A 24,555-nucleotide genomic window follows, 5' to 3' on the forward strand; every position below is an offset into this window, starting at 1 on the left:
ATGTCTTCAACCACTAAAAAAACCATTGATCTCAAAAGAAGCCTGGTTGACGCGATTCTTGCCGGCCTGGTGGCCCTGATTGTATTCGGCCCGATTGTCGGCGTAGTCCTCGATGGCTATGGCTTCAATATGGAAACGAGCCGGGTGGCCTGGATTGTCGCCATCGTCATGGCCGGTCGCTTTGCCCTTAGCCTGTTCCTGCAAACCCCCAAGGGCCTGAGAATCCTCGAGGGTTTTGAAACCACCGGGTCCGGGGTCCATGTACTGCCGCCTGATTACAAATCCCGGCTGCGCTGGATCATCCCGCTGATGATTGTTATCGCGGTGGTGTTCCCGTTTTTCTCCAACTCGTACCTGTTGGGCGTGGTCATCCTCGGGCTGATCTACGTGCTGCTGGGGCTGGGGCTGAACATCGTGGTCGGCCTGGCCGGCCTGCTCGACCTTGGTTACGTGGCGTTCTACGCCATCGGTGCCTATGGCCTGGCGCTCGGTTATCAATATCTTGGGCTGGGCTTCTGGACGGTGTTGCCGTTGGCGGCGATTACCGCCGGACTGGCCGGTTGCATCCTCGGTTTCCCGGTGCTGCGCCTGCACGGTGACTACCTGGCGATCGTGACCCTGGGCTTCGGTGAAATCATTCGGTTGATCCTCAATAACTGGCTGTCCCTGACCGGCGGCCCGAATGGCATGGCAGCGCCGTTGCCCACTTTCTTCGGCATCGAGTTCGGAAAAAGGGCGAAAGAGGGCGGGGTGCCGTTCCATGAGTTCTTCGGCATCGCCTACAACCCTGACGTGAAGTACTACTTCATCTACGCCGTGTTGTTCCTGGTGGTCCTGGCCGTGCTGCACATCAAGCATCGCCTGACCCGCATGCCGGTCGGCCGCGCCTGGGAAGCCCTGCGCGAAGACGAAATCGCCTGCCGCTCCATGGGTCTGAACCACGTGCTGGTCAAGCTCTCGGCGTTCACCATCGGCGCCTCGACGGCCGGTCTGGCCGGGGTGTTCTTCGCCACCTACCAGGGCTTCGTCAACCCGACCTCGTTCACCTTCTTCGAATCGGCGCTGATCCTCGCCATCGTGGTACTCGGTGGCATGGGTTCGACCATAGGCGTGGTGATTGCAGCGTTCGTGCTGACCGTCGCCCCGGAACTGCTGCGTGGCTTCGCCGAGTACCGCGTGCTGCTGTTCGGCATCCTGATGGTGTTGATGATGATCTGGCGACCGCGCGGCCTGATTCGGATCAGCCGTACCGGTGTGACCCCGCGTAAAGGAGTAGCGCCATGAGCGAAGTCGTACTCAGTGTAGAAAAGCTGATGATGCACTTCGGCGGCATCAAGGCGTTGAGCGATGTCAGCCTGAAAGTACACCGCAACTCGATCTTCGCCCTGATCGGTCCTAACGGCGCCGGCAAGACCACGGTGTTCAACTGCCTGACCGGTTTCTACAAAGCCTCCGGCGGCAAGATCGAACTCAACATTCGTGGGCAACAGACCAACGTCATCAAGTTGCTGGGTGAGTCGTTCAAGCCAACCGATTTCGTTTCGCCGAAATCCTTCGCCAGTCGGCTGTTCTACAAGGCGTTCGGCGGCACTCACCTGGTGAACCGCGCCGGCCTGGCGCGGACCTTCCAGAACATTCGCCTGTTCAAGGAAATGTCGGTGCTGGAAAACCTGCTGGTGGCTCAGCACATGTGGGTCAATCGCAGCATGCTCGCCGGCATCCTCAACACCAAGGGCTATCGCAAGGCCGAAAGCGATGCGCTGGACCACGCGTTCTACTGGCTGGAAGTGGTGGATCTGGTGGACTGCGCCAACCGCCTGGCCGGTGAGCTGTCCTACGGTCAGCAACGCCGCCTGGAAATCGCCCGGGCCATGTGCACCCGTCCGCAGATCATCTGCCTCGACGAACCGGCCGCCGGCCTCAACCCTCAGGAAACCGAAGCGCTGAGCGCGATGATCCGGCTGCTGCGCGACGAGCACGATCTGACCGTGGTGCTGATCGAACACGACATGGGCATGGTTATGAGTATCTCCGACCACATTGTGGTGCTGGACCACGGCATCGTCATCGCCGAGGGTGGCCCCGACGACATCCGCAACGACCCGAAAGTGATTGCCGCTTATCTGGGCGCGGAAGAAGAGGAGGTGGTATGAGTAAACCCATCCTCGAGCTCAAGGAACTGGACGTGTTTTACGGGCCGATCCAGGCCCTTAAAGGTGTCTCGCTGCACATCAACGAAGGGGAAACCGTCAGCCTGATCGGCTCCAATGGTGCCGGCAAGTCGACCCTGCTGATGTCGATCTTCGGCCAGCCAAGGGCGGCGGACGGGCAGATCCTCTATCAGGGCGTGGACATTACCCACAAGTCGTCCCACTACATCGCCTCCAACGGCATTGCGCAATCGCCGGAAGGGCGGCGGGTGTTCCCCGACATGACTGTCGAGGAGAACCTGCTGATGGGCACCATCCCTATCGGTGACAAGTACGCCAAGGAGGATATGCAGCGCATGTTCGAGCTGTTCCCCAGGCTTGAAGAGCGGCGTACCCAGCGGGCGATGACCATGTCCGGCGGCGAGCAGCAGATGCTCGCCATCGCCCGGGCTCTGATGAGCCGGCCCAAGTTGTTGCTGCTCGATGAGCCAAGCCTGGGCCTGGCGCCGATCGTGGTGAAGCAGATCTTCGCCACCCTGCGTGAACTGGCCAAGACCGGCATGACCATCTTCCTGGTGGAGCAAAACGCCAACCACGCCCTGCGGTTGTCTGACCGGGCTTACGTGATGGTCAACGGCGAAATCCGCATGACCGGCACCGGCAAGGAGTTGTTGGTCAACGAGGATGTGCGTAGCGCCTATCTCGGCGGGCACTGAGTCTGCTTTGTTATGCACAAGCCCCGGCGCGCAATCGCCGGGGCTTTTTTACATCTTCAAAACACCACTGAACCCTGTGGGAGCGAGCTTGCGCGCGATAGAGGTGTGTCAGTCTCCACGATGCAAGTTGTGCCGCAGTCATCGCGAGCAAGCTCGCTCCCACAGGTTTTTGGCATGCCTCTGGGAAATTGTGGAAAACAATATTCCAAAGCTCGCAAAGCGCGACATAAAGACGCTGCAAATAGTTGTTTTGCCACGGTTTTGACTTGTCCCCGTTTGCTGTGGAACCGGCTGTGAATAACGTGGGAGTAGCTGGCTGCAGGCCTTTTAAACCGTGGCTTGCAGAGGTGTGGTTGTTTTTTGATCAGGTGTTTTTGCGCAGCTTGCAGGCGTCTTTGTCAACCTTTTTGTTCGGGATGAAAATGCATGGAATCGGCGTGGACAAGCCTGTGGATAAGTCTGTGACTAAACTCTGGAAAGACTCGGCTGAAGGCCGTGGTTACTGGCTTGGCGCCATCGCCGGTTTGACCCGTCAGTCATGAAAATGGCCAAGGGCTACACAGCAGGCGGTTGAGGGTCAAGCAAAAAAGTTTCAAAACTCCGCGCAAAGCCTTGTGGATAGCGGCTTGCAGCTTTTCCACTTGCCCCCAAAGACTGTGGACCGGCCTGTGGATAACGTGCGCGCACATGGCTGTAGGCCACGCTGTTCAAGGGGTTGCCGGGATTGAGCGTTTTTTGAACAGATTGAACGGTGGTTGCCGCTGTGAACAAGGCCGGGCATGCTGCCTGCTGATTTTCTATTCCAATGGCTGGCGATCAGCCGAAGCAAGGAGAACACGATGTCCAACACCCTGTTTATTACCGGCGCGACCTCCGGTTTTGGTGAAGCCTGTGCCCGTCGTTTTGCCGAGGCCGGCTGGAAACTGGTGCTGACTGGCCGTCGTGAAGAGCGCCTCAATGCGTTGTGCGCCGAGCTGTCGAAGCAGACCGAAGTCCATGGCCTGGTGCTCGATGTGCGTGATCGCAAGGCCATGGAGGAGGCGATTGCCAATCTGCCGCCATCCTTTGCAAAACTGCGCGGGTTGATCAACAACGCCGGGCTGGCCCTGGGGGTTGATCCGGCGCCCAAGTGCGACCTGGACGATTGGGACACCATGGTCGATACCAACGTCAAAGGCCTGATGTACAGCACCCGTCTGCTGTTGCCGCGCCTGATTGCCCACGGTCGAGGTGCCGGTATCGTCAACCTGGGGTCCATCGCCGGCAACTACCCGTACCCGGGCAGCCATGTGTATGGCGCGACCAAGGCGTTCGTCAAACAGTTCTCCGTGAACCTGCGCTGCGACCTGCAAGGCACGGGCGTGCGGGTCAGCAACATCGAGCCGGGCCTGTGCGAGAGCGAGTTCTCGCTGGTGCGTTTTGCCGGTGACCAGGAGCGCTACAACGCCACTTACGCTGGCGCCGAGCCGATTCAGCCGCAAGACATCGCCGAGACAATCTTCTGGGTGCTCAATGCCCCGGCGCACATCAACATCAACAGCCTGGAGCTGATGCCGGTGAGCCAGACCTGGGCTGGGTTTGCTATTGATCGCAGTGGTGGCAAGGCTTAATACCGAGTCATCGTTCTTCGCGAGCAAGCCCGCTCCCACATTAGACCGCGATCCAATGTGGGAGCGGGCTTGCTCGCGAAGGGGCCGGAGCGGATAAATCCGGACATCAGCTAGACTCCTCCCTCAAGCAATCCGCCGCACCCGGCGGTCTAGAGGTATCCGAGGAGATCAAGTGAGTAATCGAGGCGAGCAGGCGCTGCTCAAACAATCGACCTTCCTGATGCTCGCCGTGACATTCGCCGGGATCATCACCGGTTTTGTTTCGGGCGCCCAATCCATCCTGTTCGATGGCTTCTTTTCGTTGATCGCGGCCTTCATCAAGGTCCTGATGCTGATCACCGCCCGCCTGATCGCCAAGGAAAGCAACCAGCGCTTTCAGTTCGGTTCCTGGCACCTGGAGCCCATGGTGCTGGTGATCGAAGGCAGTTTCATATTCCTGGTGGCCGTTTATGCCTTTCTCAACGGAGTGTTCGGCATCATCAGTGGTGGCCGCGAAGTCGAACTCGGCCTGGTGATTTTCTACGCGGCCTTCTTCACTGTCGTTGAGCTCATTTATTTCTTCTACGTCCGCCAACGCAATCGCACGCTCAACTCATCGCTGATCCAGTTCGACAACATCAGTTGGCTGGTGGACGCGATGCTGTCGGCGGGACTGCTGGTGAGTTTCCTGATCGCACTGCTGCTCAAGACTCAGGGGTACGACAAGTGGGCGGTGTATGTCGACCCGATGATCCTGATTCTGCTGGCCTTGGGCATGCTCCCCCCAGCGTTCAAAATCCTCGGGCCGGCCTTGCGCGATGTGCTGGGGATCGTCCCGGATCAACTGGACGACAAGGTGCGTCAGGTGATGGAAGTGGCGAAGGCCGAGCATGGTTTCGACGATTACATTTCCTACGTGCAGAAACACGGCAGGGCCTGTTTTATCGAGATTCACATCGTATTGCCGAAGGATTACTGGCTGGACGGTGTGGGGCAACTGGACAGTTTGCGCGAGGAAATCTCCACGAAGCTTGGCGAGCCGGATGCCGCACGATGGCTGACCATCAGCTTTACCGGGGACCGCAAGTGGATTGAGTGATTGGATTTCCTCTTGCCACTCAGTCAGCCGAGATACTGCGCCAACCCGCGATAACAGGTCGCCAGGTGATAAGGCGTGGTCGACGGCATGTCGCGGCGGCTGACTTCTCCGTGCTCGTCACGGCACTCGTACCAGCCGCCGTCATGCAGCGAGCGCTGCTGCAATGCCTGCAATTGACGCAGTACAGCCGCTTCGCTGTCCGGGCGCAGCGTTAATGCACGTAGGTACTCGGCCTGGGCCCAGATGCGTTGCGTGGCGTCCCGGGTACCGCCATCGGCTGCGAAATCGAGCATCGCCCGCACGGCGCCAGTCTGCTGATCAACGCCCACTTGCTCGGTAAAGGCGAAGGCCCGCTCCAGATCGGCATGCAGCGTCGAATTGCGCAACAGTGCCGAAGATTCCAACAGGAAATACCACTCGAACTGATGCCCCGGTTCAAACCAGTTATCTACAGACCCCAGCGGTTTTTCCATCAACACGCCGTGCTGCGGATCGATAAAGCGCGCGTGCATGGCTGTGCATAACCCGACGAGCGCCTGTTGCACGTCGAGGTCTTCACGCACCGACAGGGTGGCGAGGAAAGCTTCGGCCAGGTGCATCAGCGGGTTTTGCAAAGGGCCGCTGTCCAGCGATGCCCAGTCGCGGTCGAGCGTGGCTTCGTACAGACCGTCGTCCGTGGCGAAACGCTGCGCGACCACTTCCAGCGAGGCATTGAGCACCGACTCCACCAGCGGCTCGCGGACCTTGTCCCAGTAATGGGCGCAGGCGAACAGGATGAAGGCGTGGGTGTAGAGATCCTTGCGCTGATCCAGCGGCGCACCTTGTGCATCGACACTGTAGAACCAGCCGCCGTGCTCGGCATCGTGGAAGTGCCGCTGCAAGGAGCGGAACAACGCGGCGGCACGCTCTTCGGCGCCCGGTATCTGACCGATCAGGCTGGCAAACAGATACAACTGCCGCGCACAGGCCATGGCCCGGTAGCGTTGCGGTGGCAGCGGTTGGTGTTTGGCATCCAGCGCCTCATAAGGCAACGCCATATCGGCGTTCCAGCCCGGACCTTGCCAGAGCGGCACGATGACGTTCAGGAAATGCTGTTGCACCGAGGCGAACAGGGCGGTCAATTCAGGCTGAGAGGCAGAGCGGGAAACAGGCGGCATTGGCTGGCGTCGTCACGGCAGGGGCGATTGCGCGACATGTTAGCAGAGAGGCTGGCCTGAGAGAGGCTGTGTCTGTCAGGCCGCCTTCGTCGGAACGCCGCCCGGGGCAAGCCCGCTCCCACAGGTGTACGCATTCCAATGTGGGAGCGGGCTTGCCCGCGAAGAGGCCGGGTCAGACACCAGAGAGTCAACCTGCCAGCAACCACACGCCAGTCGCCGCCGAAGCCGCGCCCGCCAGTCGCACCAGGGGCGCTGCGGCCTGCGGCAACACCCGCACCAGCGCATAACCCGCCGCGTGCAACACCGCCGTCGCCGCAACAAAGCCTGCGGCGTAGGTCCAGGGGCTCGACATTTCCGGCAGTTCCAGCCCGTGCGCGACACCATGAAACAGCGCAAACAACGCAGTCGCACCCACCGCCATCACCAACGGTGGACGCACTGCCAGGGCAACCGCCAGCCCCAAAGCCAACACGGAAGCGGCAATCCCGCTCTCCAGTGCCGGCAGGTTCAATCCTTCAAAACCCAACAGCCCGCCAATCAACATAGTGCCGACAAAGGCACATGGCAGCGCCCAGCGTGCGGCGCCTTGCTGCTGTGCTGCCCACAGGCCGACCGCGAGCATTGCCAGCAAGTGATCGAGACCGCCAAGTGGGTGGCTGATACCGGCAATCAAGCCGTTGTCGCCGTGTCCCGGATGGGCGAAGGCGAGGGCCGGAGTCAGCAGCAGGGCCAGGGCGGCGAGAATGCGTTTGAGTGTCATGGATAAGCTTCCTTGTTGATAAGTCGTGATCAGGCCGCGGTCAGCAAACCCTGGCGTTCGATGAAGGCAATGATCTCTTCCAGGCCCAGGCCGGTTTTCTGATTGCTGAAGACAAAGGGTTTGCCGTTGCGCATGCGTTGGGTGTCGCTGTTCATCATCTCCAGCGAGGCGCCGACCAGAGGTGCCAGGTCGATCTTGTTGATCACCAGCAGGTCGGATTTGCAGATTCCCGGCCCGCCCTTGCGTGGCAGCTTGTCGCCGGCCGAGACGTCGATCACGTAGATGGTCAGGTCGGACAGTTCCGGGCTGAAGGTCGCGGAGAGGTTGTCGCCACCGGACTCCACGAGAATCAGGTCCAGCCCCGGAAAACGGCGGTTGAGCTGATCCACGGCTTCGAGGTTGATCGAGGCGTCTTCGCGGATGGCCGTGTGCGGGCAGCCACCGGTTTCCACGCCGATGATGCGCTCCGGTGCCAGGGCTTCGTTGCGCACCAGAAAATCTGCGTCTTCGCGGGTGTAGATGTCGTTGGTCACGACGGCCAGGTTGTAACGCTCGCGCAGGGCCAGGCACAGGGCCAGGGTCAGGGCGGTTTTGCCGGAGCCGACCGGGCCGCCGATACCGACGCGCAGGGGTTGTGCGTTCATGTGATTCTCCAAAGTAAATGGCCCTAGGAACGGAACAGACGGCTGTACTGGCGCTCGTGGGCCATACACGCCAGGGACAGGCCGAAAGCGGCGCTGCCGTAATGATCGGGATCGATTCGAGTGGCGTTCTGTTGAGCTTGTTGAAGCAGCGGCAACAGTTCGCTGGTCAGGCGTTGAGCGGCTTGCTGACCCAGGGGCAAGGTCTTCATCAGCACCGCCAACTGGTTTTCCAGCCAGCTCCAGAGCCATGCGGCCAGGGCGTCCTGCGGGCTGATCTGCCAGGCGCGCGCGGCCAACGCCCAACCCAGGGCTAGATGTGGCTCGCTGCGCTGTTCGAGGAAGGCGCGGGCGGGGGCGTCGAGCTCCGGCAAGCCATTGAGCAATTGCTGCAACGAGTAGCCCATCTGCCGGCTCTCCTGATGCAGCTCGCGGGTTTCGCGGCTGGTGCGGTGTTCCTCGCAGCGTTGCAGCAATTCGTCCCAGTTTTCCTCGCTGGCGGCCACGCAATGGGCGAGCAGCAAGGGTGCTTCGAAGCGTGCCAGATTCAGCAGCAACTGATCGCTGATCCAGCGTCGCGCACTGTCGGGGTCGTGAACACGGCCGTTATCCACAGCCATTTCAAGGCCCTGGGAGTAGCTGTAGCCGCCAATCGGCAATTGCGGACTGGCCAGGCGCAACAGCGCCCAGGCCGGGTTCATGTGCGTACGCCGAACTGGTGCAGTTTCGGCGCGTAGTTGAAGTCTTCATCGCCGTGACGCGAGTGGTGATGGCCACCGCCATAGGCGCCATGTTCCGGCTGGAATGGCGCCTCGATGTTCACGGCAACGGCACCGAGTTGTTCGAGCATGGCCTTGAGCACGTAGTCGTCGAGCAGGCGCAACCAGCCGTCGCCGACTTGCAGGGCGACATGGCGGTTGCCCAGGTGATAGGCCGCGCGGGTCAGTTCGAAGGCATTGGCGCAGGTGACATGCAGCAGTTGTTCGGGACGGGCGCAGACGCGCACGATTCGCCCGTCTTCGGCTTGCAGGCATTCGCCGTCACGCAACGGCGGCTGGCCGCGCTCCAAAAACAACCCGACGTCTTCACCCTCGGCACTGAAACAGCGCAATCGGCTTTTGCTGCGGGCTTCGAACGTCAGGTGCAGTTCGGCGGCCCAAACGGGTTGAGGGTCGATTCTGCGATGAATCACCAGCATCGGAAGGCTTCCAGCAATGGACAATGTTCAGGCTAGAGCAAGGGGCTTGCCAATCGACATGATGTGTAGGAAATGCCTGACGGAGGCGTAGGACTGGTATCGATGGAGTGAGTATTTTGGTTGAAGTTGGTGCGTTGTTTTTGGTTTGCGCACCAAGTTAAAGCGGCGAGGTTTAATGTGGGAGCGAGCTTGCTCGCGATGGCGGTGGAACTGTCACATCGATGGTGGATGTCATGCCCTCATCGCGAGCAAGCTCGCTCCCACAGGGATTTCATCCACAGAAAGTTACTCAGTGCTGCCGAGCCCTTGCCAATGCTTGAGGCCGATAAAGATAAACCGCAACTGCTGGGTGATTTTCGCCTGGGGCGTGAGGTGCTCTGGCAAGGCTTCGGCTGGCGGATCGATGATGTCCGGCAGGGTGGCGAACACGCTCTTGACGATCAGATCCGCCATGACGCTCAGGTCGGCGATGTCCAGATGCTGCAGTTTCGGCATCAGTGACAAATCCGCCGCCAGGTCCGAGCTGATGTTTTCACGCAAACGGCCGATGGCCTGGCGCACCGGCACTGAACCGCCGTACTGCTCACGGGCAAGAAACAGGAACTGCGAACGGTTGGCGCTAACCACGTCGAGAAAGATCCGCACCGAGGCATCGATGATGCCGCCCATCACGAATTCGTTGTGTCGTACCAGGCGAATGGTTTCGCGGAATGTCTGGCCGACTTCGCTGACCAGTACCAGGCCCAATTCATCCATATCGGCAAAATGGCGGTAGAAACCGGTCGGTACGATGCCGGCGGTTTTCGCGACTTCGCGCAGGCTCAGGCTGCCGAATCCTCGGCCGCCATCCATCAGGCGCCGGGCAGCGTCCATCAGGGCGTTACGGGTTTGTTGTTTCTGTTCGGCGCGGGGCAGCATCGCAAGGGCGTTTTCTGGACAGGGACGCGGCGCACTCTAGCAAATCGGCTTTGCCGGCGTCGAACGACTGTGGGGGGATCACGCGGGGATGTGTGGAATCTATCAAGCGGGCCTATGAAAATTCAAAAGCCCAATCCGGGGATTGGGCTTTTTTTCAAGGCGGCCATGGAGCTTAGCTCACGGCGCTGTTGCGTTCGATCACGCGGTCACCACCGCCTTCAGCAAGGGTTTGACCTTGTGGAGTGCGATCCGAACCGTCGGCGGCAAGGGTCTGGCCTTGTGGAGTACGGTCGGAACCATCAGCAGCCAGGGTTTGACCTTGTGGGGTGCGATCCGAACCGTCAGCGGCAAGGGTCTGGCCTTGTGGGGTACGATCGGAACCATCGGCAGCCAGGGTTTGGCCCTGTGGAGTACGGTCCGAGCCATCCTGAGTAATCAGGCCTTTTTCTTTCAGGCGATCATTACCGCCTTCGGCAAGGGTCTGGCCTTGTGGGGTGCGGTCGGAACCATCGGCGGCGACGGTCTGGCTGAACACCGAGTGGTCTTGTTTCACTTGTGGGGTGGCCTGGTCAGCTGCTGGCAGGGCAAAGGCAGTGCTGGCCAGCATCGAAAGTGTAAGGCTAAGCAGTAGTTGGCGTTTCATGATTGTTTTGCTCCGTGGGGGTGCGAATAAGTGGGTACGAGAGCAATGCTACTCTCGATAAATCGATATGAAAGTTCATAAACGCAATGGTAATAATCAACGGAATTGATTGTTTGCTGCGGAGGCCCTAGGCCGGGCGTTTCCGGCGAGTTGTCTTGCACTTTTGTGGGTGTTTTCGACCCACCTGTGTTGTGCAAAAGTGCAGGTCCGGTAACGCAGGTCGACCGACTGGTCAGTATTGGACTGGGCGAAATCGGCGAAATCGGTCTACCGATTAAACCTGTCGGGTTTTTATCAGTCGTAGTTTGCATGGCGAGCCGTTTGCGGCTCACCGTTTCACATGTGCGTCGCAGTCGGGGCGCTCGGTCGTATCAGGAGCCCTGTGCAATGACGCGCACTCAAAAGACGTTGGTCTGGACCATTTCCACTTTCCTTACCTTGTTGGTGATGCTGGTGCTGATCATCGTGTTCTTCGACTGGAACCGGATCAAAGCGCCGCTCAACGCCAAAGTTTCCGAAGAGCTGCACCGCGCTTTCGCCATCAACGGCAATCTGTCGGTGGTCTGGCAACCCGAGCCCGATGAAGGCGGCTGGCGCGCCTGGGTACCGTGGCCTCATGTGGTGGCCGAAGACTTGAGCCTGGGCAATCCCGACTGGTCGAAACAGCCGCAGATGGTCACCCTCAAACGGGTGGAGCTGCGTATTTCACCCTTGGCATTGCTGGCGCAGCGGGTGGTGATCCCGCGTATCGATCTCACCGAGCCCAATGCCCACCTGCAACGCCTGGCTGACGGGCGCGCCAACTGGACCTTCAAACTCGACCCAAAGGACCCGGACGCCGAGCCTTCGAGCTGGGTGGTGGATATCGGAGCGATCGGCTTTGACAAGGGGCATGTCACCCTCGACGACCAGAACCTGAAGACCCAACTCGACGTACTGATCGATCCATTGGGCAAGCCGATTCCGTTCAGCGATATCGTCGGCGACAAAGCGGCGAAAGCAGCGCAGGAGAAGGGTTCGTCACCCCAGGACTATGCATTCGCCCTCAAGGTCAACGGCCAGTACCACGGCCAGAAACTCGCGGGCCAGGGCAAGATTGGCGGGCTGTTGGCGTTGCAGGACGCGGCACGGCCGTTTCCGCTTCAGGCACAGGTAAAAATCGCCGATTCCAGCGTCGAACTGGCCGGCACCCTGACCGATCCGCTGAACCTCGGCGCCCTGGACCTGCGCCTGAAACTGGCCGGTACCAGTCTGGGCAATCTCTACCCGCTGACCGGCGTGATCCTGCCGGACACGCCACCCTATGCCACCGACGGCCATCTGATCGCCAAGTTACACGAGCCGGGTGGCGCGGTATTCCACTATGAAGAATTCAACGGCAAGATCGGTGAAAGTGACATCCATGGCAACCTGACCTACGTGGCCAGCCAGCCACGGCCAAAGCTCAGCGGTTCGCTGTTGTCCAATCAATTGCTGTTCGCTGACCTGGCACCGCTGATTGGTGCCGACTCCAACGCCGAGCAGAAGGCCCGAGGCGGTGACAGCAAACAACCGGCGGACAAAGTGCTGCCGGTCGAAGAGTTCAAGACCGATCGCTGGCGCGATATGGACGCCGATGTCGAGTTCACCGGCAAGCGCATCGTGCACAGCGAAAAACTGCCGTTCAACGATCTCTATACCCATCTGGTACTCACCGATGGCGTGCTCAGCCTCGAGCCGCTGCGTTTCGGCGTAGCCGGCGGCAAGCTGGATGCGCAGATTCGCCTGAACGGCCACACCGATCCGCTGGAGGGCCATGCCAGACTCACGGCGCGAGGCTTCAAGCTCAAGCAGTTGTTCCCCGGCTTTGAACCGATGAAAACCAGTTTCGGCGAACTCAACGGCGACGGTGATATCAGCGGGCACGGCAATTCGGTGGCTAAACTGCTGGGCAGCGCCAATGGCAATCTGAAAATGCTGATCAACGATGGCGCTATCAGTCGCGAATTGATGGAGTTGGCCGGGCTGAACGTCGGCAACTACGTGGTCGGCAAGATCTTTGGCGACAAGGAAGTGAAGATCAACTGCGCCGCCGCCGACTTCGGCATCCAGTCCGGCCTGGCGAGTACCCGCTTGTTTGTGTTCGACACCGAGAACGCCATTGTTTACATCGATGGCACGGCGAACATGGCGACCGAACAACTGGACCTGACCATCACCCCGGAATCAAAGGGCTGGCGTTTGATTTCGTTGCGTTCGCCACTGTACGTGCGGGGCAAGTTCATCAAGCCCGATGCCGGGGTCAAGGCCGTGCCGTTGATGTTGCGTGGAGCCGGGATGGTCGCGTTGGGCGTGATCGCCGCACCGGCGGCAGGGTTGTTGGCGCTGATAGCGCCGAGTGGCGGCGAGCCGAACCAGTGCGCGCCGTTGCTGGAGCAGATGAAGGCGGGCAAGGCGCCGAAGACTGTAAAAAACTGAATATGTTGGTGAGCAGTGTTCAAGCGCCCCCGACTCCGGGTCGCTTGAACGTCCGGCGAGGCTAGATTATTCAACTCAAGCCGGTGGGCGCATGGATTTGCAATAACTCCGTTTCCATCCTGTTACCCAGTTTCTTGAGGACGTCATCTCTTACGCGATTGTATTGGCGCCCATCCAGCAAACTGCTCATTAGCCAAATGTTGGTCTTGTGTTCGTTGGTGCTATTCAAAACCGGCTGGTCGAGAATATCTATTGCAATCTTTTGGGCTGTTTCGAACGCCACTTGCAGAGTTACCACGGTTTTATCGTTGCGAACAATCGTCAGCAGAACAGCCGTTGAAACCAATATGTCCGTGGTGGTGTTGCTCATAATAGCGTTTCTTTGAAGTTGCTCGACGATTACCCTGATCGCCGGTGAGTCAGGCTGGAGTTTTGCCAGTTGAGCAAATGCAATAGCGAGCGCTTGCCGTTCATCTTGTGGCAGGGCACTCCCGGCGCTTTGCTCAATAATATTAAATAGGCTGCTGTGTTTAAATTCGAATTGCTGGGTCGCCCGGCTATTGACCGTCCAGCCAATTTTTTGAACGGTATCTGTATAGGTTGGCCAAGAAGTTTCACGGTTTCTGCTTTTTTGTGCTGCCACCAGTTCGCCTAGCAGGCTAGACGCTAGAATATCTTTTTTAAAGCTGTCAGTGTGCAGGCCGTAGAAGATCGTTATGTTGCCATTAACCAACCAGGTATCAATTGTTGTTTTTTTCATATTTTTACCTACGCGCAGGTGGGCGCAAGAAGTTGTTTAAATCGGCCTGCTATGGCCGATTTAAACATGTCATTGGTTGTTAGAAATCAGGCAGTTCATCGATGAATTTTTTACCGCTTTCGCTAAATTTCCTGTACAGGTCGCCACGCAGGCCTGAAAACGTTTTAGTGTCCAGGTAAGTGCGCACAGCACCCGTTTTCATCGTGGTGGACTGGCGGGTCGATTTCCAGAACAGAATACCGCGGGTGCTCTCCCTTGCATCCAGGGAGATGCAGTTGAGGACCATGTTTGGTTGCCCACCGTTATCAAGCCAGATCGGTGCGATATCGAATTTTGCCTGGGTGCCCAGCTTAGAGTTACGATCAAAAATCTTAATGGCATCGGGACTTTTCTGCACCGCCTCAACGGCCTTTTTCGCAACATCAGCCAGGATTTTAGCCGCATTACTACCAATCAATCCTGCAGCCACTTCCAGGGCAACCTGATCCATTGTCAGGCCAACTCTCTTGACTGTGACCTCCTGGATGTTCCGGTTTTGAGTCACCCAGCCCAGTTTGCTCAGGCCGTCAACATAGTAGCGATACCATTCGAAGAGTTGCTCATCTTTGGGGAAGAGTTTGGTGGCGGCGTTTTGCATGACCAGTTTGCACAAATTGACGTCGTCGATGATTTCCTGCGAAACGCCGGGCAGGAAGGCATTGATAGTATCAGGCATGACGCTGGCGGTTGGCTTGTCGATATCATGTTCAGGTTTGTTCGAGAGCGTAGAAAATACAGGTGCCGAGCGCTGCGTGATGATAGGTAATGCTGGCAGGGAATCAATAAATTCGAGTCGTTGTTCAAGTAGCATGAAAGTAATCCTTTACTTATTGGTGTGAGCAGCCGGCTGGCTGTGGTTGTTAGAGTAGGTTTATAGATTTAAAAGTCTAGTTTTGGTTTGTAACTTCAGGTTTTAGTTGTGTTTGTTATTCGGCGTTTGTGATTGTTCTAATTCGTAGTGGTGAACTTAAGCAGTCGTTAAACTTGAAACACTTGAACTGTTGTCGAGGCGCTGATCAGCGCACCGCATGCCCGGACAACAATGCCTCCTCACGCAACCACGCAAAAAAAGCCCGAACCGGTGGATGTCGCTCACGCCCCGGCACGCACAGTGCGCTGTAGCCGGCTCCATCGACCTGGATTTCCCCCCGGTACGGCAACAACAGACCACTGGCCACACTTTCCGACACCAGAATATTGCTTGCCAGCACCAGGCCTTGGCCGGCAATCGCCGCTTGCAGGGCGTAATGCTCTTCGTCGTATTCGCGCACGGCCGGCCGACCGCCCAGCCAGGTTTCGCCGGAGCGAGCGCACCAGGCCTCCCATCCGTGGGCATAGAGTTTGGAGTTGTGCCAGCGCACGCTGATCAGCGTCGGAGCGCGACTCGACGCCAGGGCCACTTGTTCAGGCGAACCGTAGACACTAAAGGACTCATCGAACAGGCACTGGCCGTAAAGGTTGGGGTAATCATCGAGGCTGTAGCGCAGCACCAGGTCGACACTGGCGTCCTGATGCAGATCGATGACTTCGCAGTGAGTATCGAGGCGCACGTTGATGTTCGGGTGTCGGGCGTAGAAACGTCCCAACCGTGGCACCAGCCACAGGGCGGCGAAGGCGGCGGTGGTGGAGACCGTCAGGCTGGCGCCACTGCGTTGCGGACGTAGTGTATCGACACTTTGCGCCACTTCCAGAAAAGCCCCATGCAGGCTCTGGAACAGCCGTTCGCCGCATTCGGTCAGGCGCACCTGGCGTGGCAGACGCTCGAACAATGGCACGCCGAGCCAACTTTCCAGTGAGCGGATCTGGTGGGACACCGCCGTCGGCGTCACCGAGAGTTCTTCGGCAGCAGCCTTGAAGCTCAGCAGGCGTGAGGCTGATTCAAAAGCGCGCAGGGCGGTCAGCGGCAACGAGGCGAACATTGAACACTCCATGGATGAAATGGATTCATCCAGACTGATTTCTGCTCATTTGAGCGAGGACGGTAGTGAGCCTCAAGCTGCAAACCACAGGCCGTTTGAGTTTAGCCCTGAGGAGAGACAGATGAGTAGAATTCTTGCTGTTCACGCCAGCCCCCGTGGTGATCGTTCGCACTCCCGGCGTTTGGCCGAAGTGTTTCTGGCGGCCTGGCAGGCCCGTCATCCACACGCGCAACTGACCCGACGCGAAGTCGGTCGGGCGCTGATTCCGCCGGTCAACGAGGCATTCGTGGCCGCCGCGTTTTACCCCGAGCCCGCCGCTCGGCCGCTGTCGATGCAGGCCGATCTGGCGTTCAGCGACGAACTGGTCGGCGAACTGCTTGGCCATGATGTGCTGGTGATTTCCACGCCGATGCACAACTTCAGCGTCCCCAGCGGCTTGAAAGCCTGGATCGATCAGATCGTGCGGGTGGGGGTGACCTTCGATCACACCCTGGACAATGGCGTGGCCCAGTACGAGCCGTTGGTGCTGGGTAAAAAGGCCCTGATCATCACCAGCCGTGGCGGCTTCGGTTTTGGCCCGGGCGGCGAGCTGGAAGCCATGAACCATGCCGACACGCTACTGCGTACGGTGCTTGGATTCATTGGCATCACGGACGTCACCGTGGTGGCTGCCGAGGGCGAGGAGTCCGCCGAGCGCAGCTTTCAAATCTCTGCCGCCGAGGCTGAGCAGCGCTTGTTGGCGCTGGCCGGAGAGTTCTAGATGGCCTGGCTGTTTCTGCTGGTCGCCGCCGGGTTCGAAGTCACCTTCGCCATGGGCATGAAGTACGCCGAGGGCTTCACCCGGCTCTGGCCTTCGCTGGTCACCGTAGTGGCCGCTGTGGGCGGGATCTATTTTCTGACCCTGGCCATGCGCGAGCTGCCGGTGAGCATTGCGTACCCGATCTGGACCGCCATCGGTTCGCTGGGCACGGTGTTTCTCGGTTTCGCGCTGCTGGGTGAAAGCCTGACCGTGATCAAACTGGTCTCGGTCGGGCTGATCGTGGCGGGCGTGGTAGGGTTGAAGTAGGGCGGATGACATAGACTTGTCATCTTCGCTGGTGATGCTTGGCGGATGTCTTGCATCCAGCCTTGCGTCACCGCCCGACCACAAGGATGTCCGCCCATGTCGCAAGGTTCTGCCCCGCGCTACCCGCTGGTGTTGGTCCCGGGGATGCTCGGGTTCATCCGGTTGGTGCTTTATCCGTATTGGTACGGGATCGTCGAGGCGTTGCGCCATGGCGGTGCGGTGGTGTTCGCGGTGCAGGTCTCGCCGCTTAACTCGAACGAAGTGCGGGGCGAGCAATTACTGGCGCGTATCGAAGAAATCCTGCGGGAAACCGGGGCCGACAAGGTCAACCTGATCGGTCATAGCCAGGGCTCGCTGACTGCCCGTTATGCAGCGGCCAAGCGCCCGGACCTGGTGGCATCGGTGACCTCGGTGGCGGGGCCGAACCACGGTTCGGAGCTCGCCGATTACCTGCACGAACATTATCCCCACGAGAGCGTCCGTGGTCGTCTGCTGTGCTTTTTGCTGCGGATCGTCGGCGCGCTGATAGGGTGGCTGGATACCGGTTACCGCGGGCCGAAGCTGCCGGTGGATATCCATGCGTCCCATCACTCCCTCACCAGCGCTGGCGTCGCGCTGTTCAACCAGCGTTATCCACAGGGGCTGCCCGACACCTGGGGCGGTCATGGGCCGGAAGAGGTCAACGGCGTGCGCTATTACTCCTGGTCCGGCACCTTGCAACCGGGCATTACCGATCGCGGGCGCAACCTGCTGGACGGCACCAACCGCAGTTGCCGGCTGTTCGCTAAAACCTTCGTCCGCGAAGCCGGGCATTGCGACGGCATGGTCGGGCGCTACAGCTCGCACCTGGGCACGGTGATTGGCGATGAGTATCCGCTGGATCACTTCGATATCGTCAACCAGTCGCTGGGGCTGGTGGGCAAGGGGGCTGAGCCGATCCGGTTATTTGTCGAGCATGCGGCGCGGTTGAGTGCGGCGGGGCTTTAGACCGAGTTATCGTTCATCGCGGGCAAGCCCGCTCCCACAGGTTTTCGGTCGTTCGCAACAGACGGGTTCGACACAACACCTGTGGGAGCGAGCTTGCTCGCGATGGCGTCAGATCAGGCAACACTGACCTTGCGCCCCAACACCGTCGTCCAACGCTCGGAAACGATCACCCCGCCCAAGGTCAACACCCCGCCCACCAGGTGATACATCGCCAGTTGCTCATGCAGCACCACCGCCGCAATCAATGCGGTAATCAGCGGCAGCAAATTGAAAAACTGCGTGGTCCGGCTCGGTCCCAAACGCACCACGGCCTGCATCCACGCCAGCGGCGCGACCATCGAAGCCAGCAGGCAGGCGTACAGCACCAGTGGAATGTTCTGCAGGGTCGGGCCGACTTTCGGTGAGGCGATGAACAGCGGGAACAGCACCACCACGGCCACCAGCACCTGCAGATACAGAAGCACCAGCGGCGGCAGTTTCAGTTGCCACTTTTTCAACAGGGTGCTGTAGACCGCGTAGGCCAGGGTGGCGATCAGCATCATCGCATCGCCCAGGTTGACCCCGTGTTCGAGCAGTGCGCCAAGGCTGCCGGACGACACCACCACCAGGACACCTGCAAACGACAGCACCGCACCGGCCAGGGCACCCATGGTCAGGCGCTGGCCGAGGCTGATGATCGCCATGGCGAGCGACATCAGTGGCATCAGCGACAGGATGATGCCCATGTTGGTGGCCGAGGTCAGGCTCGCGGCGAAGTACGCCAGGCTTTGATAGACCGCCATGCCGAGCACACCGAGGACAAAGATCTTGCCCAGTTTCGGGCGGATCTGCGACCAATGGGCGAGCACCGGTTTGAGCATGAAGGGCGTGAACAGCAACCCGGCCAGCAGCCAGCGGTAGAAACCGATCTCGGCGGGGAAGATCGCCCCGGCCGACATTTTGGTGATCACGGTGTTGCCGGCCCAGATAAAAATGGCCAGCAGGGGATAAGCGTATTGCATCGGGAAAAACCAGAACGTTAATGAAGGGCAATTATCCGCTTGTCTGGATGCAAGCCTATACTTCGATCCAGACAACCGGCCCCTGATGACGGACAGCATGCGCAGTAAACACATCGATCTGCTGGATTTCAGCGAATTGCCTTCGGCGGTGTACTTCCGCTACGCCGATTTCAATACCCACGAATTCGCCGCTGCGCACCGTCATCCCTGGGGCACTCTGGAGTATGCGGCCCACGGGGTGTTGCACATGGATGTCGACGGCAGCCGTTTCCTCTCGCCGCCGCAATACGCGGTGTGGGTGCCCCCCGAAATCGAGCACAGTTTCTACAGCCACCAGCCGATCAACTACCGTGCCGTTTGCCTGGCGCCGGCGGTCTGCGAGGATCTGCCACAACAGGCCTGCACGCTCGCCATCAGTGACATCCTCAAGGCGATCCTCAAGGACTTCGCCGTCCGTGACGTCAAGATTCCCGAGCAGGCCGCGGATAAACGCCTGGCTCAGGTTCTGGTGGATCAGTTGCAACAGGCGCCGGTGCATGAGTGTTACCTGCCCTATGCCAGCACACCGGGACTGCTGGGCATATGCGAGGCCCTGCAAGCCGAACCCGGTGACAACCGGCCCTTGGCGCATTGGGCGGCGCAGGTTCACGTCAGTGAACGGACCCTGGCGCGGCAGTTTGTCCGCGAGTTGGGCATGAGTTTTGGTGAGTGGCGTCAGCGTCTGCGATTCCTGGCCGCGATTGAAGCACTGGACAGCCATCGCAGCATTCAGGAAATCGCCTTCGACATGGGCTACAGCACCGGTTCGGCGTTTATCGCGATGTTCCAGCGTCAGGCCGGGTGCACGCCCGACTACTATCGACGCAACAAGAAGTTTTAACGCACTCGTTAAGAATTTTCATACAGCATTATCCGAAACAAACTTCATGGGAACAGAATTGGGGCGCTGTAGGCTTCGATCCTCTCTCTAAGTTTGCGAGTAATGATTGTGAAAAATTTGTTGTTGAAGTCTGCGAGTAGCCAAGATTATTTCGATATAAACCAAGAGCACAGTACTCACTACAACTTTATCAAAAGCGCCATTCCCGACTGGATTGTCGATTCTTCGCTTCAGCGGGTGGGTGATTTACGCAACACACCCAAAGTTATTCCCGCCTGGAGCAAAGCGGCGTCCCATACGGAACATGTGGCAGCGAAAGAAGCCACAAAGGTCAGTTGGCAGGCGCAGAACCAGGTCGACCGGATGCTCGGGAAGCTGCAAGATGCCGAATCCTTTGCCCAGCCACTGCTGACCAATGCCCTCAAGAAGCAATTCGGTGTAGTGGTCGATGTTCGTGAAATTTTTCTGCGGTTGTATTTTTCGGCTAAAACATCCGCTTGGGCATTCAATGTCACCGGCGGTGTCGGCAGTCGAACTGTCTCGTTACTTAACGCGTCTCTGCAAAATTTTGCCGAGGGCGAAGTATTTACCAGCGACTCTGCATTTATCACCAGGCCCGACGACATCGGGCGGTTTGAAATAAAGAAGTTGGGAATAACGATCGAACAGTTCAAGACGCTGTGCCGAACTCTGGATATTGGGTCCCAATATAAAAAGTATCTGGAAAGTTATCTGGCTCCCGAAGGTGCCATGGTCCGGGAGGCGGTGCAGCACCGCATCGTCGCCAGTCAGAAAAGCGCCATGAAAGCTGCAGCACATCTGGCATTGATGAAGAAGGACATCGGGGCAGCGGCCTACCTGACCGTGTTGAACATGGTCCTGGGTAAAAAGGGACTGGTGTGGGATGGCGGTCCCGTGCGTTTCTACCACTTGAGCATGCTCGACACCCGTCTGACCGGGATTGTACTGATCGCCGCCGATCTCGATACCCCCGGTGCGAATGTCCGGCGCGTCATTGCCTACGTACCGCACGATCCCGAGCATCCGCTGAAAGAGTATGCCTCGACGGCCGAGTTCGCGCTCGAACTGACTCACCAGCTACGGGACAACGATCAGGCATCCGGCGCTACCCGGCGCAGCTATCAGGCGTTTTTCAGTCGATTCGTGGATCATTACCAGCGTGGTCATTTCTTCGCCGCGCTCAACGCGAAACTGTGGGAAATCACTTACCACGGCACACAACCGGGCTCCAATCTGCCTGCCTGGCGCGAAACTCAAGTAGATCGCCCCGATTTGCGGATAGCCGCGGTATCGTTCGAAAACGATACCGTCAGCCGTTATAACGGCGATCCGTGGGTTTATCTCTATCAGCAGCAAGTTGACAAGATTTTTGCCGACGGGCGCGCGCTGGCCGTGACCACCGCCGATGCGGACAGTGCCGCACGTTGGGCGTGGATCGAAAACCTGGAAAAAATGCTCTCCGACATCATGCAGGTTGCCTTGCTCGTCGCGACCCCCTTTGTCCCGGTGCTCGGGGAGCTCATGCTGGGGTATATCGCTTATCAACTAGTAGACGGGGTCGTGGAAGGTGTCGTTGAACTCACCCAGGGCGAGTACGTTGAAGCGGCGGAGCATCTGGTCGGCGTCGCTGAAAACCTGGTTCAGTTGGGCACGTTTGCCGTGGGCGGTGCTATCGCCACTCAAGTGGTGAAGCCCAGGCTGTCGTCCTTCCTCGAAGGCGCCCGTCAAGTCACGCTCCGAAACGGTGAGCAGCGGCTATGGGGGAAAAACCTGCAGCCGTACCTGCAACAAAACCTGCGTCTGGCGACGGATTCCAAACCTGACCTTTACGGTCTGCATCAGCATCAGGGCCGGCAGATTCTGTCTTTGGACGATGATCATTTCGAACTCAAGTTCGATTCGCAAACCGGCAAACACCGGGTTCAGCATCCGACCCGTCCCGAGGCCTATCAGCCGGTGGCGGAGAGTAACGGTACTGGCGCTTTTGTAATCGAGGGTGAAACACCTCACACCTGGGATGCCGATGCGCTGATCAAGCGACTCGGTCCGTCGGTGGAGGGGTTGACCGACAAGTTCGGCGACATTCGCACTGTCAGCCGTGCCGATGTCGGTGCGCTGGTACGCATGTACGCCGATAACGAGCGGGCGATCCCTTTGCTCAGCGATACGGTGACCCGGTTCCGGATCGACCGGGATATCCACACCTTCATCCAAAACATCGGCAGCGCCCGTGCACAGGATTATTTGCAGGCCGACCCGCTCTGGCAGTTTCAATTGCTGGACGGCTTGTGGCCTGGCAGAGCGATTGAGCTCAAGGGGGCCGATGGACGAGTGCTGTACACCATCGGGGTCGATGACGAACCTGTCTCTTTCTCTGTGAACCAACTGGCGGATACCGACCTGATCGACACCTTGCTGTTGTTTCTCGATGATGCCGAGACCCGGCAACTGCTGGGTGATGAGCCAGATGTACCGGTCGGCAGCCGCACACAAAATGCCACGCGTTTGAGGGGGCAACTCGCGCAATTGGCAGAACGGCGCAAGGCCTCGTTGTTCGACAAACGTTACCGGGATGTCGGGCAAGCCGCCAGTGCCGAGGCAAGGTTCATCCAGGGCGAGGTTCCAGGAATGCCCGGTGTCGTTGCACAAGAGCTGGTCGCGCTGGCGCGCCCGGAGGAGTTGCAGGAGCTCAAGCTGCGCAGGCTTCCCAAACGCCTTGAAGGGTTCGCCGATTGGGCGCTCAGGGACGTGCGGATCAGCCGTGCGTACGAGGGTTTTTATCTGGAGTCGGTCGACAATCCGGACTTCGACGCCCTGGCGTTGCATTCCCTGGAAAACCTGCCGGGCTGGAATGCCAATGTGAGGATCGAGCTGCGTCACTACCGTTTCGATGGCCAACAACTGGACAGCATCGGCCCCGAGGATGCCGCCATCCGGCGTACGCTCGTCTTAAGCGAAAACGGGGTGTTTCAGGCTTGCGACGAGCAAGGCAATGCCCTGCATTCGGGCGGTGATTTGTTTACCTCAATCCTGCAGGCGTTACCCGATGCCGAGCGTGATGCGTTGCAGATTCATATCGGTCAGGGACCGGTCCTGAAGGCGGCATTGCGCGACCATGCGCTGAAGCCCTACAGGCTGTTAAGTGTTCTTTCCGGTCTGCCGGAGCTGAAAATTCCGACATTCGATCCGGCAATCATGCGCCTGCGCGGAGGTGCTCCCACCGTGACCGGTGAGATTGCGCAACTGCAGGACGTCGAGCGACGCGGCGTGGTTTTTGTCGATGGTGCGTTCCATCCGAGCGTCCCCTCGTTCGAACGATACAACTATCTGCGCGGGCTCAAGTTGATGGAAGAAAGCTTGCCCGACGATTGCTGGAAATTACTCTGGAATGGACTCAACAAGGCGAATACCGATGGCTCCGAGGCCAATCTGCGAACGGTACAAAGTATTGAAGTATTGCCCGATCTGCAAAAGCTGATGTCGCCTGAGCAGTTCAATGCAGTGGTCGAACGGTTGTTCACCAAACAGGGCCTGGTGGAGCTCACGGAGTCCGAGCGCAATCTGGGCGCCCGCGCGCGCGATCTCGAGCAAACCGGGCGTCTCGATGAATATCAGGCGCTGCAACGCGCCGTGAGGGAAAACCTCCCGGTGTCCAGCGACCGATGGGTGCCATTGCAGAAGTATGCCGCTGACCTTGAAAGCGACGTCACGACGGCTGCGCAGCCAATCGAAGTGACACCCCAGGTCATGGCCAATCTGCGACAGGCACAGCGTGCCATCCATCGATCCAAGGAGCTGTTGCCTCTGTCGGGCAACCAGCTGCCGAGCATCTGGGAAAACGGCGGTTCAGCGATCGCGAAAATCAAGGGGCTGCGAGGACTGGATTTGCAGCAAGGTCAATTCACTGCACGGATGTCTCTCGCCGAACATGCGCGTAAAGCCATTGAAATCAAGGGCGGCAATTGTTCGGAAAACTCCAAGGTGACCTTCGCGCTGCTGGCCAGCCAACCGAGAACCTCGCGGATCCACCTCGTCAAAGCCACCGCATTCGATCATCAGTACGTGGTCATTGGCGATGACTTGACTGATCTCAAGCAACTGGTGGTTGCCGATTCGTGGCCGGAGTTTCCAGCCGCCCATACGGCGGACAAGGGCTATTTCGAGTTCGAACTGCCGGCCATTGCAACACTTGAACCCGGCCCCGCCAGCGCAGACTTTGCCTTTATCAACGACGTGCCGGCGGGACGGGCGGCGTTGCCGGAGGTCTCCCGGGACAACACCTTCAGGCAAATAAAAATGAATAAACTGTACAAGTCGGGGGCTTATGCCCAATTCACGTCATTGAAGCTATTGGGAACACAATTTTGTTTGTCGGGGGAAGTCGGAGTGTCGTTCGAGCGATTGCCCGTATCCGTGATCGAAAAACGGATTTCAGCCTTGGCGGGCTATAAGCAGGCATTCAAGGATGTGTTGGCTGAAGAGTCTGCGGCTACGTCCCCGGCGCAATGATCGTTTATGTCTGGAGGAAGGTGTAACAAGGTTTGACTACACTCC

23 protein-coding genes are annotated in these 24,555 nt (G+C 58.9%); 12 read left to right on the plus strand and 11 right to left on the minus strand.

Features of this window, described 5'->3' with window-relative positions:
• The 6 genes from livM (at nucleotide 1) to ABIE16_RS21610 (ending at nucleotide 5,554) form a co-directional block, all read left to right on the plus strand.
• The gene (gene livM, locus ABIE16_RS21585) at nucleotides 1-1,284 is read left to right on the plus strand and encodes a high-affinity branched-chain amino acid ABC transporter permease LivM (protein ID WP_218495179.1); all 1,284 of its coding nucleotides are present in this window, start codon (nucleotides 1-3) and stop codon (nucleotides 1,282-1,284) included.
• Entirely contained in the window at nucleotides 1,281-2,153 is an 873-nt protein-coding gene (locus ABIE16_RS21590) for an ABC transporter ATP-binding protein (protein ID WP_095945441.1), read from the plus strand. The genes livM and ABIE16_RS21590 overlap by 4 nt, the downstream gene beginning before the upstream one ends.
• Nucleotides 2,150-2,866 (plus strand): ABC transporter ATP-binding protein, encoded by a 717-nt coding sequence (locus tag ABIE16_RS21595; RefSeq protein WP_057712220.1) that lies wholly within the window; start codon nucleotides 2,150-2,152, stop codon nucleotides 2,864-2,866. Before ABIE16_RS21590 ends, ABIE16_RS21595 begins: the two co-directional genes overlap by 4 nt.
• 293 nt (nucleotides 2,867-3,159) lie before the next feature.
• The gene (locus tag ABIE16_RS21600) at nucleotides 3,160-3,408 is read left to right on the plus strand and encodes a hypothetical protein (protein ID WP_057712219.1); all 249 of its coding nucleotides are present in this window, start codon (nucleotides 3,160-3,162) and stop codon (nucleotides 3,406-3,408) included.
• A 297-nt stretch (nucleotides 3,409-3,705) separates the two neighbouring features.
• A complete protein-coding gene (locus ABIE16_RS21605; protein WP_150813602.1) occupies nucleotides 3,706-4,476 on the plus strand; it encodes an SDR family oxidoreductase in 771 nt (256 codons plus the stop codon).
• 172 nt (nucleotides 4,477-4,648) lie between these two features.
• Complete coding sequence (locus ABIE16_RS21610) at nucleotides 4,649-5,554, plus strand: cation diffusion facilitator family transporter (protein ID WP_154861115.1); 906 nt, start codon at nucleotides 4,649-4,651, stop codon at nucleotides 5,552-5,554.
• Nucleotides 5,555-5,577: 23 nt separating this feature from the next.
• Here ABIE16_RS21610 and ABIE16_RS21615 read toward each other — a convergent pair whose 3' ends face one another.
• The 7 genes from ABIE16_RS21615 to ABIE16_RS21645 all read right to left on the minus strand — a co-directional run bounded on the left by ABIE16_RS21615 (nucleotide 5,578) and on the right by ABIE16_RS21645 (nucleotide 10,871).
• The gene (locus ABIE16_RS21615) at nucleotides 5,578-6,711 is read right to left on the minus strand and encodes an AGE family epimerase/isomerase (protein ID WP_429521888.1); all 1,134 of its coding nucleotides are present in this window, start codon (nucleotides 6,709-6,711) and stop codon (nucleotides 5,578-5,580) included.
• Nucleotides 6,712-6,898: 187 nt separating this feature from the next.
• Entirely contained in the window at nucleotides 6,899-7,471 is a 573-nt protein-coding gene (locus tag ABIE16_RS21620) for a HupE/UreJ family protein (RefSeq protein ID WP_150813599.1), read from the minus strand.
• Between the two features lie 29 nt (nucleotides 7,472-7,500).
• Nucleotides 7,501-8,115, minus strand: a complete 615-nt coding sequence (gene ureG / locus ABIE16_RS21625) for an urease accessory protein UreG (protein WP_090452850.1) — start codon at nucleotides 8,113-8,115, stop codon at nucleotides 7,501-7,503.
• Nucleotides 8,116-8,138: 23 nt separating this feature from the next.
• A complete protein-coding gene (locus ABIE16_RS21630) occupies nucleotides 8,139-8,813 on the minus strand; it encodes an urease accessory protein UreF (protein ID WP_429521889.1) in 675 nt (224 codons plus the stop codon).
• On the minus strand, nucleotides 8,810-9,310 hold the full coding sequence (gene ureE / locus ABIE16_RS21635) for an urease accessory protein UreE (protein WP_057712213.1): 501 nt from the start codon (nucleotides 9,308-9,310) through the stop codon (nucleotides 8,810-8,812). The genes ABIE16_RS21630 and ureE overlap by 4 nt, the downstream gene beginning before the upstream one ends.
• 285 nt (nucleotides 9,311-9,595) lie before the next feature.
• A complete protein-coding gene (locus ABIE16_RS21640) occupies nucleotides 9,596-10,228 on the minus strand; it encodes a TetR family transcriptional regulator (RefSeq protein ID WP_057712212.1) in 633 nt (210 codons plus the stop codon).
• A gap of 172 nt (nucleotides 10,229-10,400) precedes the next feature.
• A complete protein-coding gene (locus tag ABIE16_RS21645; RefSeq protein WP_057712211.1) occupies nucleotides 10,401-10,871 on the minus strand; it encodes a hypothetical protein in 471 nt (156 codons plus the stop codon).
• Between the two features lie 387 nt (nucleotides 10,872-11,258).
• Between ABIE16_RS21645 and ABIE16_RS21650 the strand changes: the two genes are divergently transcribed.
• Complete coding sequence (locus ABIE16_RS21650) at nucleotides 11,259-13,328, plus strand: AsmA family protein (protein ID WP_429521890.1); 2,070 nt, start codon at nucleotides 11,259-11,261, stop codon at nucleotides 13,326-13,328.
• 70 nt (nucleotides 13,329-13,398) lie between these two features.
• On the opposite strand, the gene ABIE16_RS21655 is transcribed toward ABIE16_RS21650, so the two are convergent.
• The 3 genes from ABIE16_RS21655 to ABIE16_RS21665 form a co-directional block, all read right to left on the minus strand.
• A complete protein-coding gene (locus ABIE16_RS21655; protein WP_429521891.1) occupies nucleotides 13,399-14,088 on the minus strand; it encodes a hypothetical protein in 690 nt (229 codons plus the stop codon).
• 79 nt (nucleotides 14,089-14,167) lie between these two features.
• The gene (locus tag ABIE16_RS21660) at nucleotides 14,168-14,938 is read right to left on the minus strand and encodes a hypothetical protein (protein ID WP_223502837.1); all 771 of its coding nucleotides are present in this window, start codon (nucleotides 14,936-14,938) and stop codon (nucleotides 14,168-14,170) included.
• 205 nt (nucleotides 14,939-15,143) lie between these two features.
• Complete coding sequence (locus tag ABIE16_RS21665) at nucleotides 15,144-16,058, minus strand: LysR substrate-binding domain-containing protein (RefSeq protein ID WP_429521892.1); 915 nt, start codon at nucleotides 16,056-16,058, stop codon at nucleotides 15,144-15,146.
• Between the two features lie 109 nt (nucleotides 16,059-16,167).
• Here ABIE16_RS21665 and ABIE16_RS21670 point away from each other — a divergent pair, with 109 nt between their 5' ends.
• From ABIE16_RS21670 to ABIE16_RS21680, 3 genes are all read left to right on the plus strand, one after another.
• The gene (locus tag ABIE16_RS21670) at nucleotides 16,168-16,806 is read left to right on the plus strand and encodes an FMN-dependent NADH-azoreductase (RefSeq protein WP_057712206.1); all 639 of its coding nucleotides are present in this window, start codon (nucleotides 16,168-16,170) and stop codon (nucleotides 16,804-16,806) included.
• Nucleotides 16,807-17,112: a DMT family transporter gene (locus ABIE16_RS21675; protein WP_046039891.1), complete on the plus strand. Its 306-nt coding sequence runs from the start codon at nucleotides 16,807-16,809 to the stop codon at nucleotides 17,110-17,112.
• A gap of 96 nt (nucleotides 17,113-17,208) precedes the next feature.
• Nucleotides 17,209-18,099, plus strand: coding sequence for an alpha/beta fold hydrolase (locus ABIE16_RS21680; protein ID WP_429521893.1), 891 nt, complete (start codon nucleotides 17,209-17,211; stop codon nucleotides 18,097-18,099).
• 113 nt (nucleotides 18,100-18,212) lie between these two features.
• Here ABIE16_RS21680 and ABIE16_RS21685 read toward each other — a convergent pair whose 3' ends face one another.
• Nucleotides 18,213-19,100 carry a DMT family transporter gene (locus ABIE16_RS21685; protein ID WP_218495171.1) on the minus strand — a complete coding sequence of 296 codons (888 nt, stop codon included), beginning with the start codon at nucleotides 19,098-19,100 and terminating at the stop codon, nucleotides 18,213-18,215.
• Between the two features lie 97 nt (nucleotides 19,101-19,197).
• On the opposite strand from ABIE16_RS21685, the gene ABIE16_RS21690 reads away from it, so the two are divergent.
• Nucleotides 19,198-19,980: an AraC family transcriptional regulator gene (locus tag ABIE16_RS21690; RefSeq protein ID WP_057712203.1), complete on the plus strand. Its 783-nt coding sequence runs from the start codon at nucleotides 19,198-19,200 to the stop codon at nucleotides 19,978-19,980.
• Nucleotides 19,981-20,082: 102 nt separating this feature from the next.
• Nucleotides 20,083-24,510 carry a dermonecrotic toxin domain-containing protein gene (locus ABIE16_RS21695; protein WP_429521894.1) on the plus strand — a complete coding sequence of 1,476 codons (4,428 nt, stop codon included), beginning with the start codon at nucleotides 20,083-20,085 and terminating at the stop codon, nucleotides 24,508-24,510.
• Nucleotides 24,511-24,555: the final 45 nt, after the last annotated feature.

It is taken from the genome of Pseudomonas sp. 2725 (genome assembly GCF_050434585.1).
GTDB lineage: Bacteria > Pseudomonadota > Gammaproteobacteria > Pseudomonadales > Pseudomonadaceae > Aquipseudomonas > Aquipseudomonas jessenii.

Bases quoted from the DNA above. Each gene is read 5' to 3' on its own strand.
- livM (WP_218495179.1), top strand. From the start codon at position 1: ATGTCTTCAACCACTAAAAAAACCATTGATCTCAAAAGAAGCCTGGTT.
- ABIE16_RS21590 (WP_095945441.1), top strand. From the start codon at position 1,281: ATGAGCGAAGTCGTACTCAGTGTAGAAAAGCTGATGATGCACTTCGGC.
- ABIE16_RS21595 (WP_057712220.1), top strand. From the start codon at position 2,150: ATGAGTAAACCCATCCTCGAGCTCAAGGAACTGGACGTGTTTTACGGG.
- ABIE16_RS21605 (WP_150813602.1), top strand. From the start codon at position 3,706: ATGTCCAACACCCTGTTTATTACCGGCGCGACCTCCGGTTTTGGTGAA.
- ABIE16_RS21615 (WP_429521888.1), bottom strand. From the start codon at position 6,711: ATGCCGCCTGTTTCCCGCTCTGCCTCTCAGCCTGAATTGACCGCCCTG.
- ABIE16_RS21620 (WP_150813599.1), bottom strand. From the start codon at position 7,471: ATGACACTCAAACGCATTCTCGCCGCCCTGGCCCTGCTGCTGACTCCG.
- ureG (WP_090452850.1), bottom strand. From the start codon at position 8,115: ATGAACGCACAACCCCTGCGCGTCGGTATCGGCGGCCCGGTCGGCTCC.
- ABIE16_RS21630 (WP_429521889.1), bottom strand. From the start codon at position 8,813: ATGAACCCGGCCTGGGCGCTGTTGCGCCTGGCCAGTCCGCAATTGCCG.
- ureE (WP_057712213.1), bottom strand. From the start codon at position 9,310: ATGCTGGTGATTCATCGCAGAATCGACCCTCAACCCGTTTGGGCCGCC.
- ABIE16_RS21640 (WP_057712212.1), bottom strand. From the start codon at position 10,228: ATGCTGCCCCGCGCCGAACAGAAACAACAAACCCGTAACGCCCTGATG.
- ABIE16_RS21645 (WP_057712211.1), bottom strand. From the start codon at position 10,871: ATGAAACGCCAACTACTGCTTAGCCTTACACTTTCGATGCTGGCCAGC.
- ABIE16_RS21650 (WP_429521890.1), top strand. From the start codon at position 11,259: ATGACGCGCACTCAAAAGACGTTGGTCTGGACCATTTCCACTTTCCTT.
- ABIE16_RS21655 (WP_429521891.1), bottom strand. From the start codon at position 14,088: ATGAAAAAAACAACAATTGATACCTGGTTGGTTAATGGCAACATAACG.
- ABIE16_RS21660 (WP_223502837.1), bottom strand. From the start codon at position 14,938: ATGCTACTTGAACAACGACTCGAATTTATTGATTCCCTGCCAGCATTA.
- ABIE16_RS21665 (WP_429521892.1), bottom strand. From the start codon at position 16,058: ATGGAGTGTTCAATGTTCGCCTCGTTGCCGCTGACCGCCCTGCGCGCT.
- ABIE16_RS21670 (WP_057712206.1), top strand. From the start codon at position 16,168: ATGAGTAGAATTCTTGCTGTTCACGCCAGCCCCCGTGGTGATCGTTCG.
- ABIE16_RS21675 (WP_046039891.1), top strand. From the start codon at position 16,807: ATGGCCTGGCTGTTTCTGCTGGTCGCCGCCGGGTTCGAAGTCACCTTC.
- ABIE16_RS21680 (WP_429521893.1), top strand. From the start codon at position 17,209: ATGTCGCAAGGTTCTGCCCCGCGCTACCCGCTGGTGTTGGTCCCGGGG.
- ABIE16_RS21685 (WP_218495171.1), bottom strand. From the start codon at position 19,100: ATGCAATACGCTTATCCCCTGCTGGCCATTTTTATCTGGGCCGGCAAC.
- ABIE16_RS21690 (WP_057712203.1), top strand. From the start codon at position 19,198: ATGCGCAGTAAACACATCGATCTGCTGGATTTCAGCGAATTGCCTTCG.
- ABIE16_RS21695 (WP_429521894.1), top strand. From the start codon at position 20,083: ATGATTGTGAAAAATTTGTTGTTGAAGTCTGCGAGTAGCCAAGATTAT.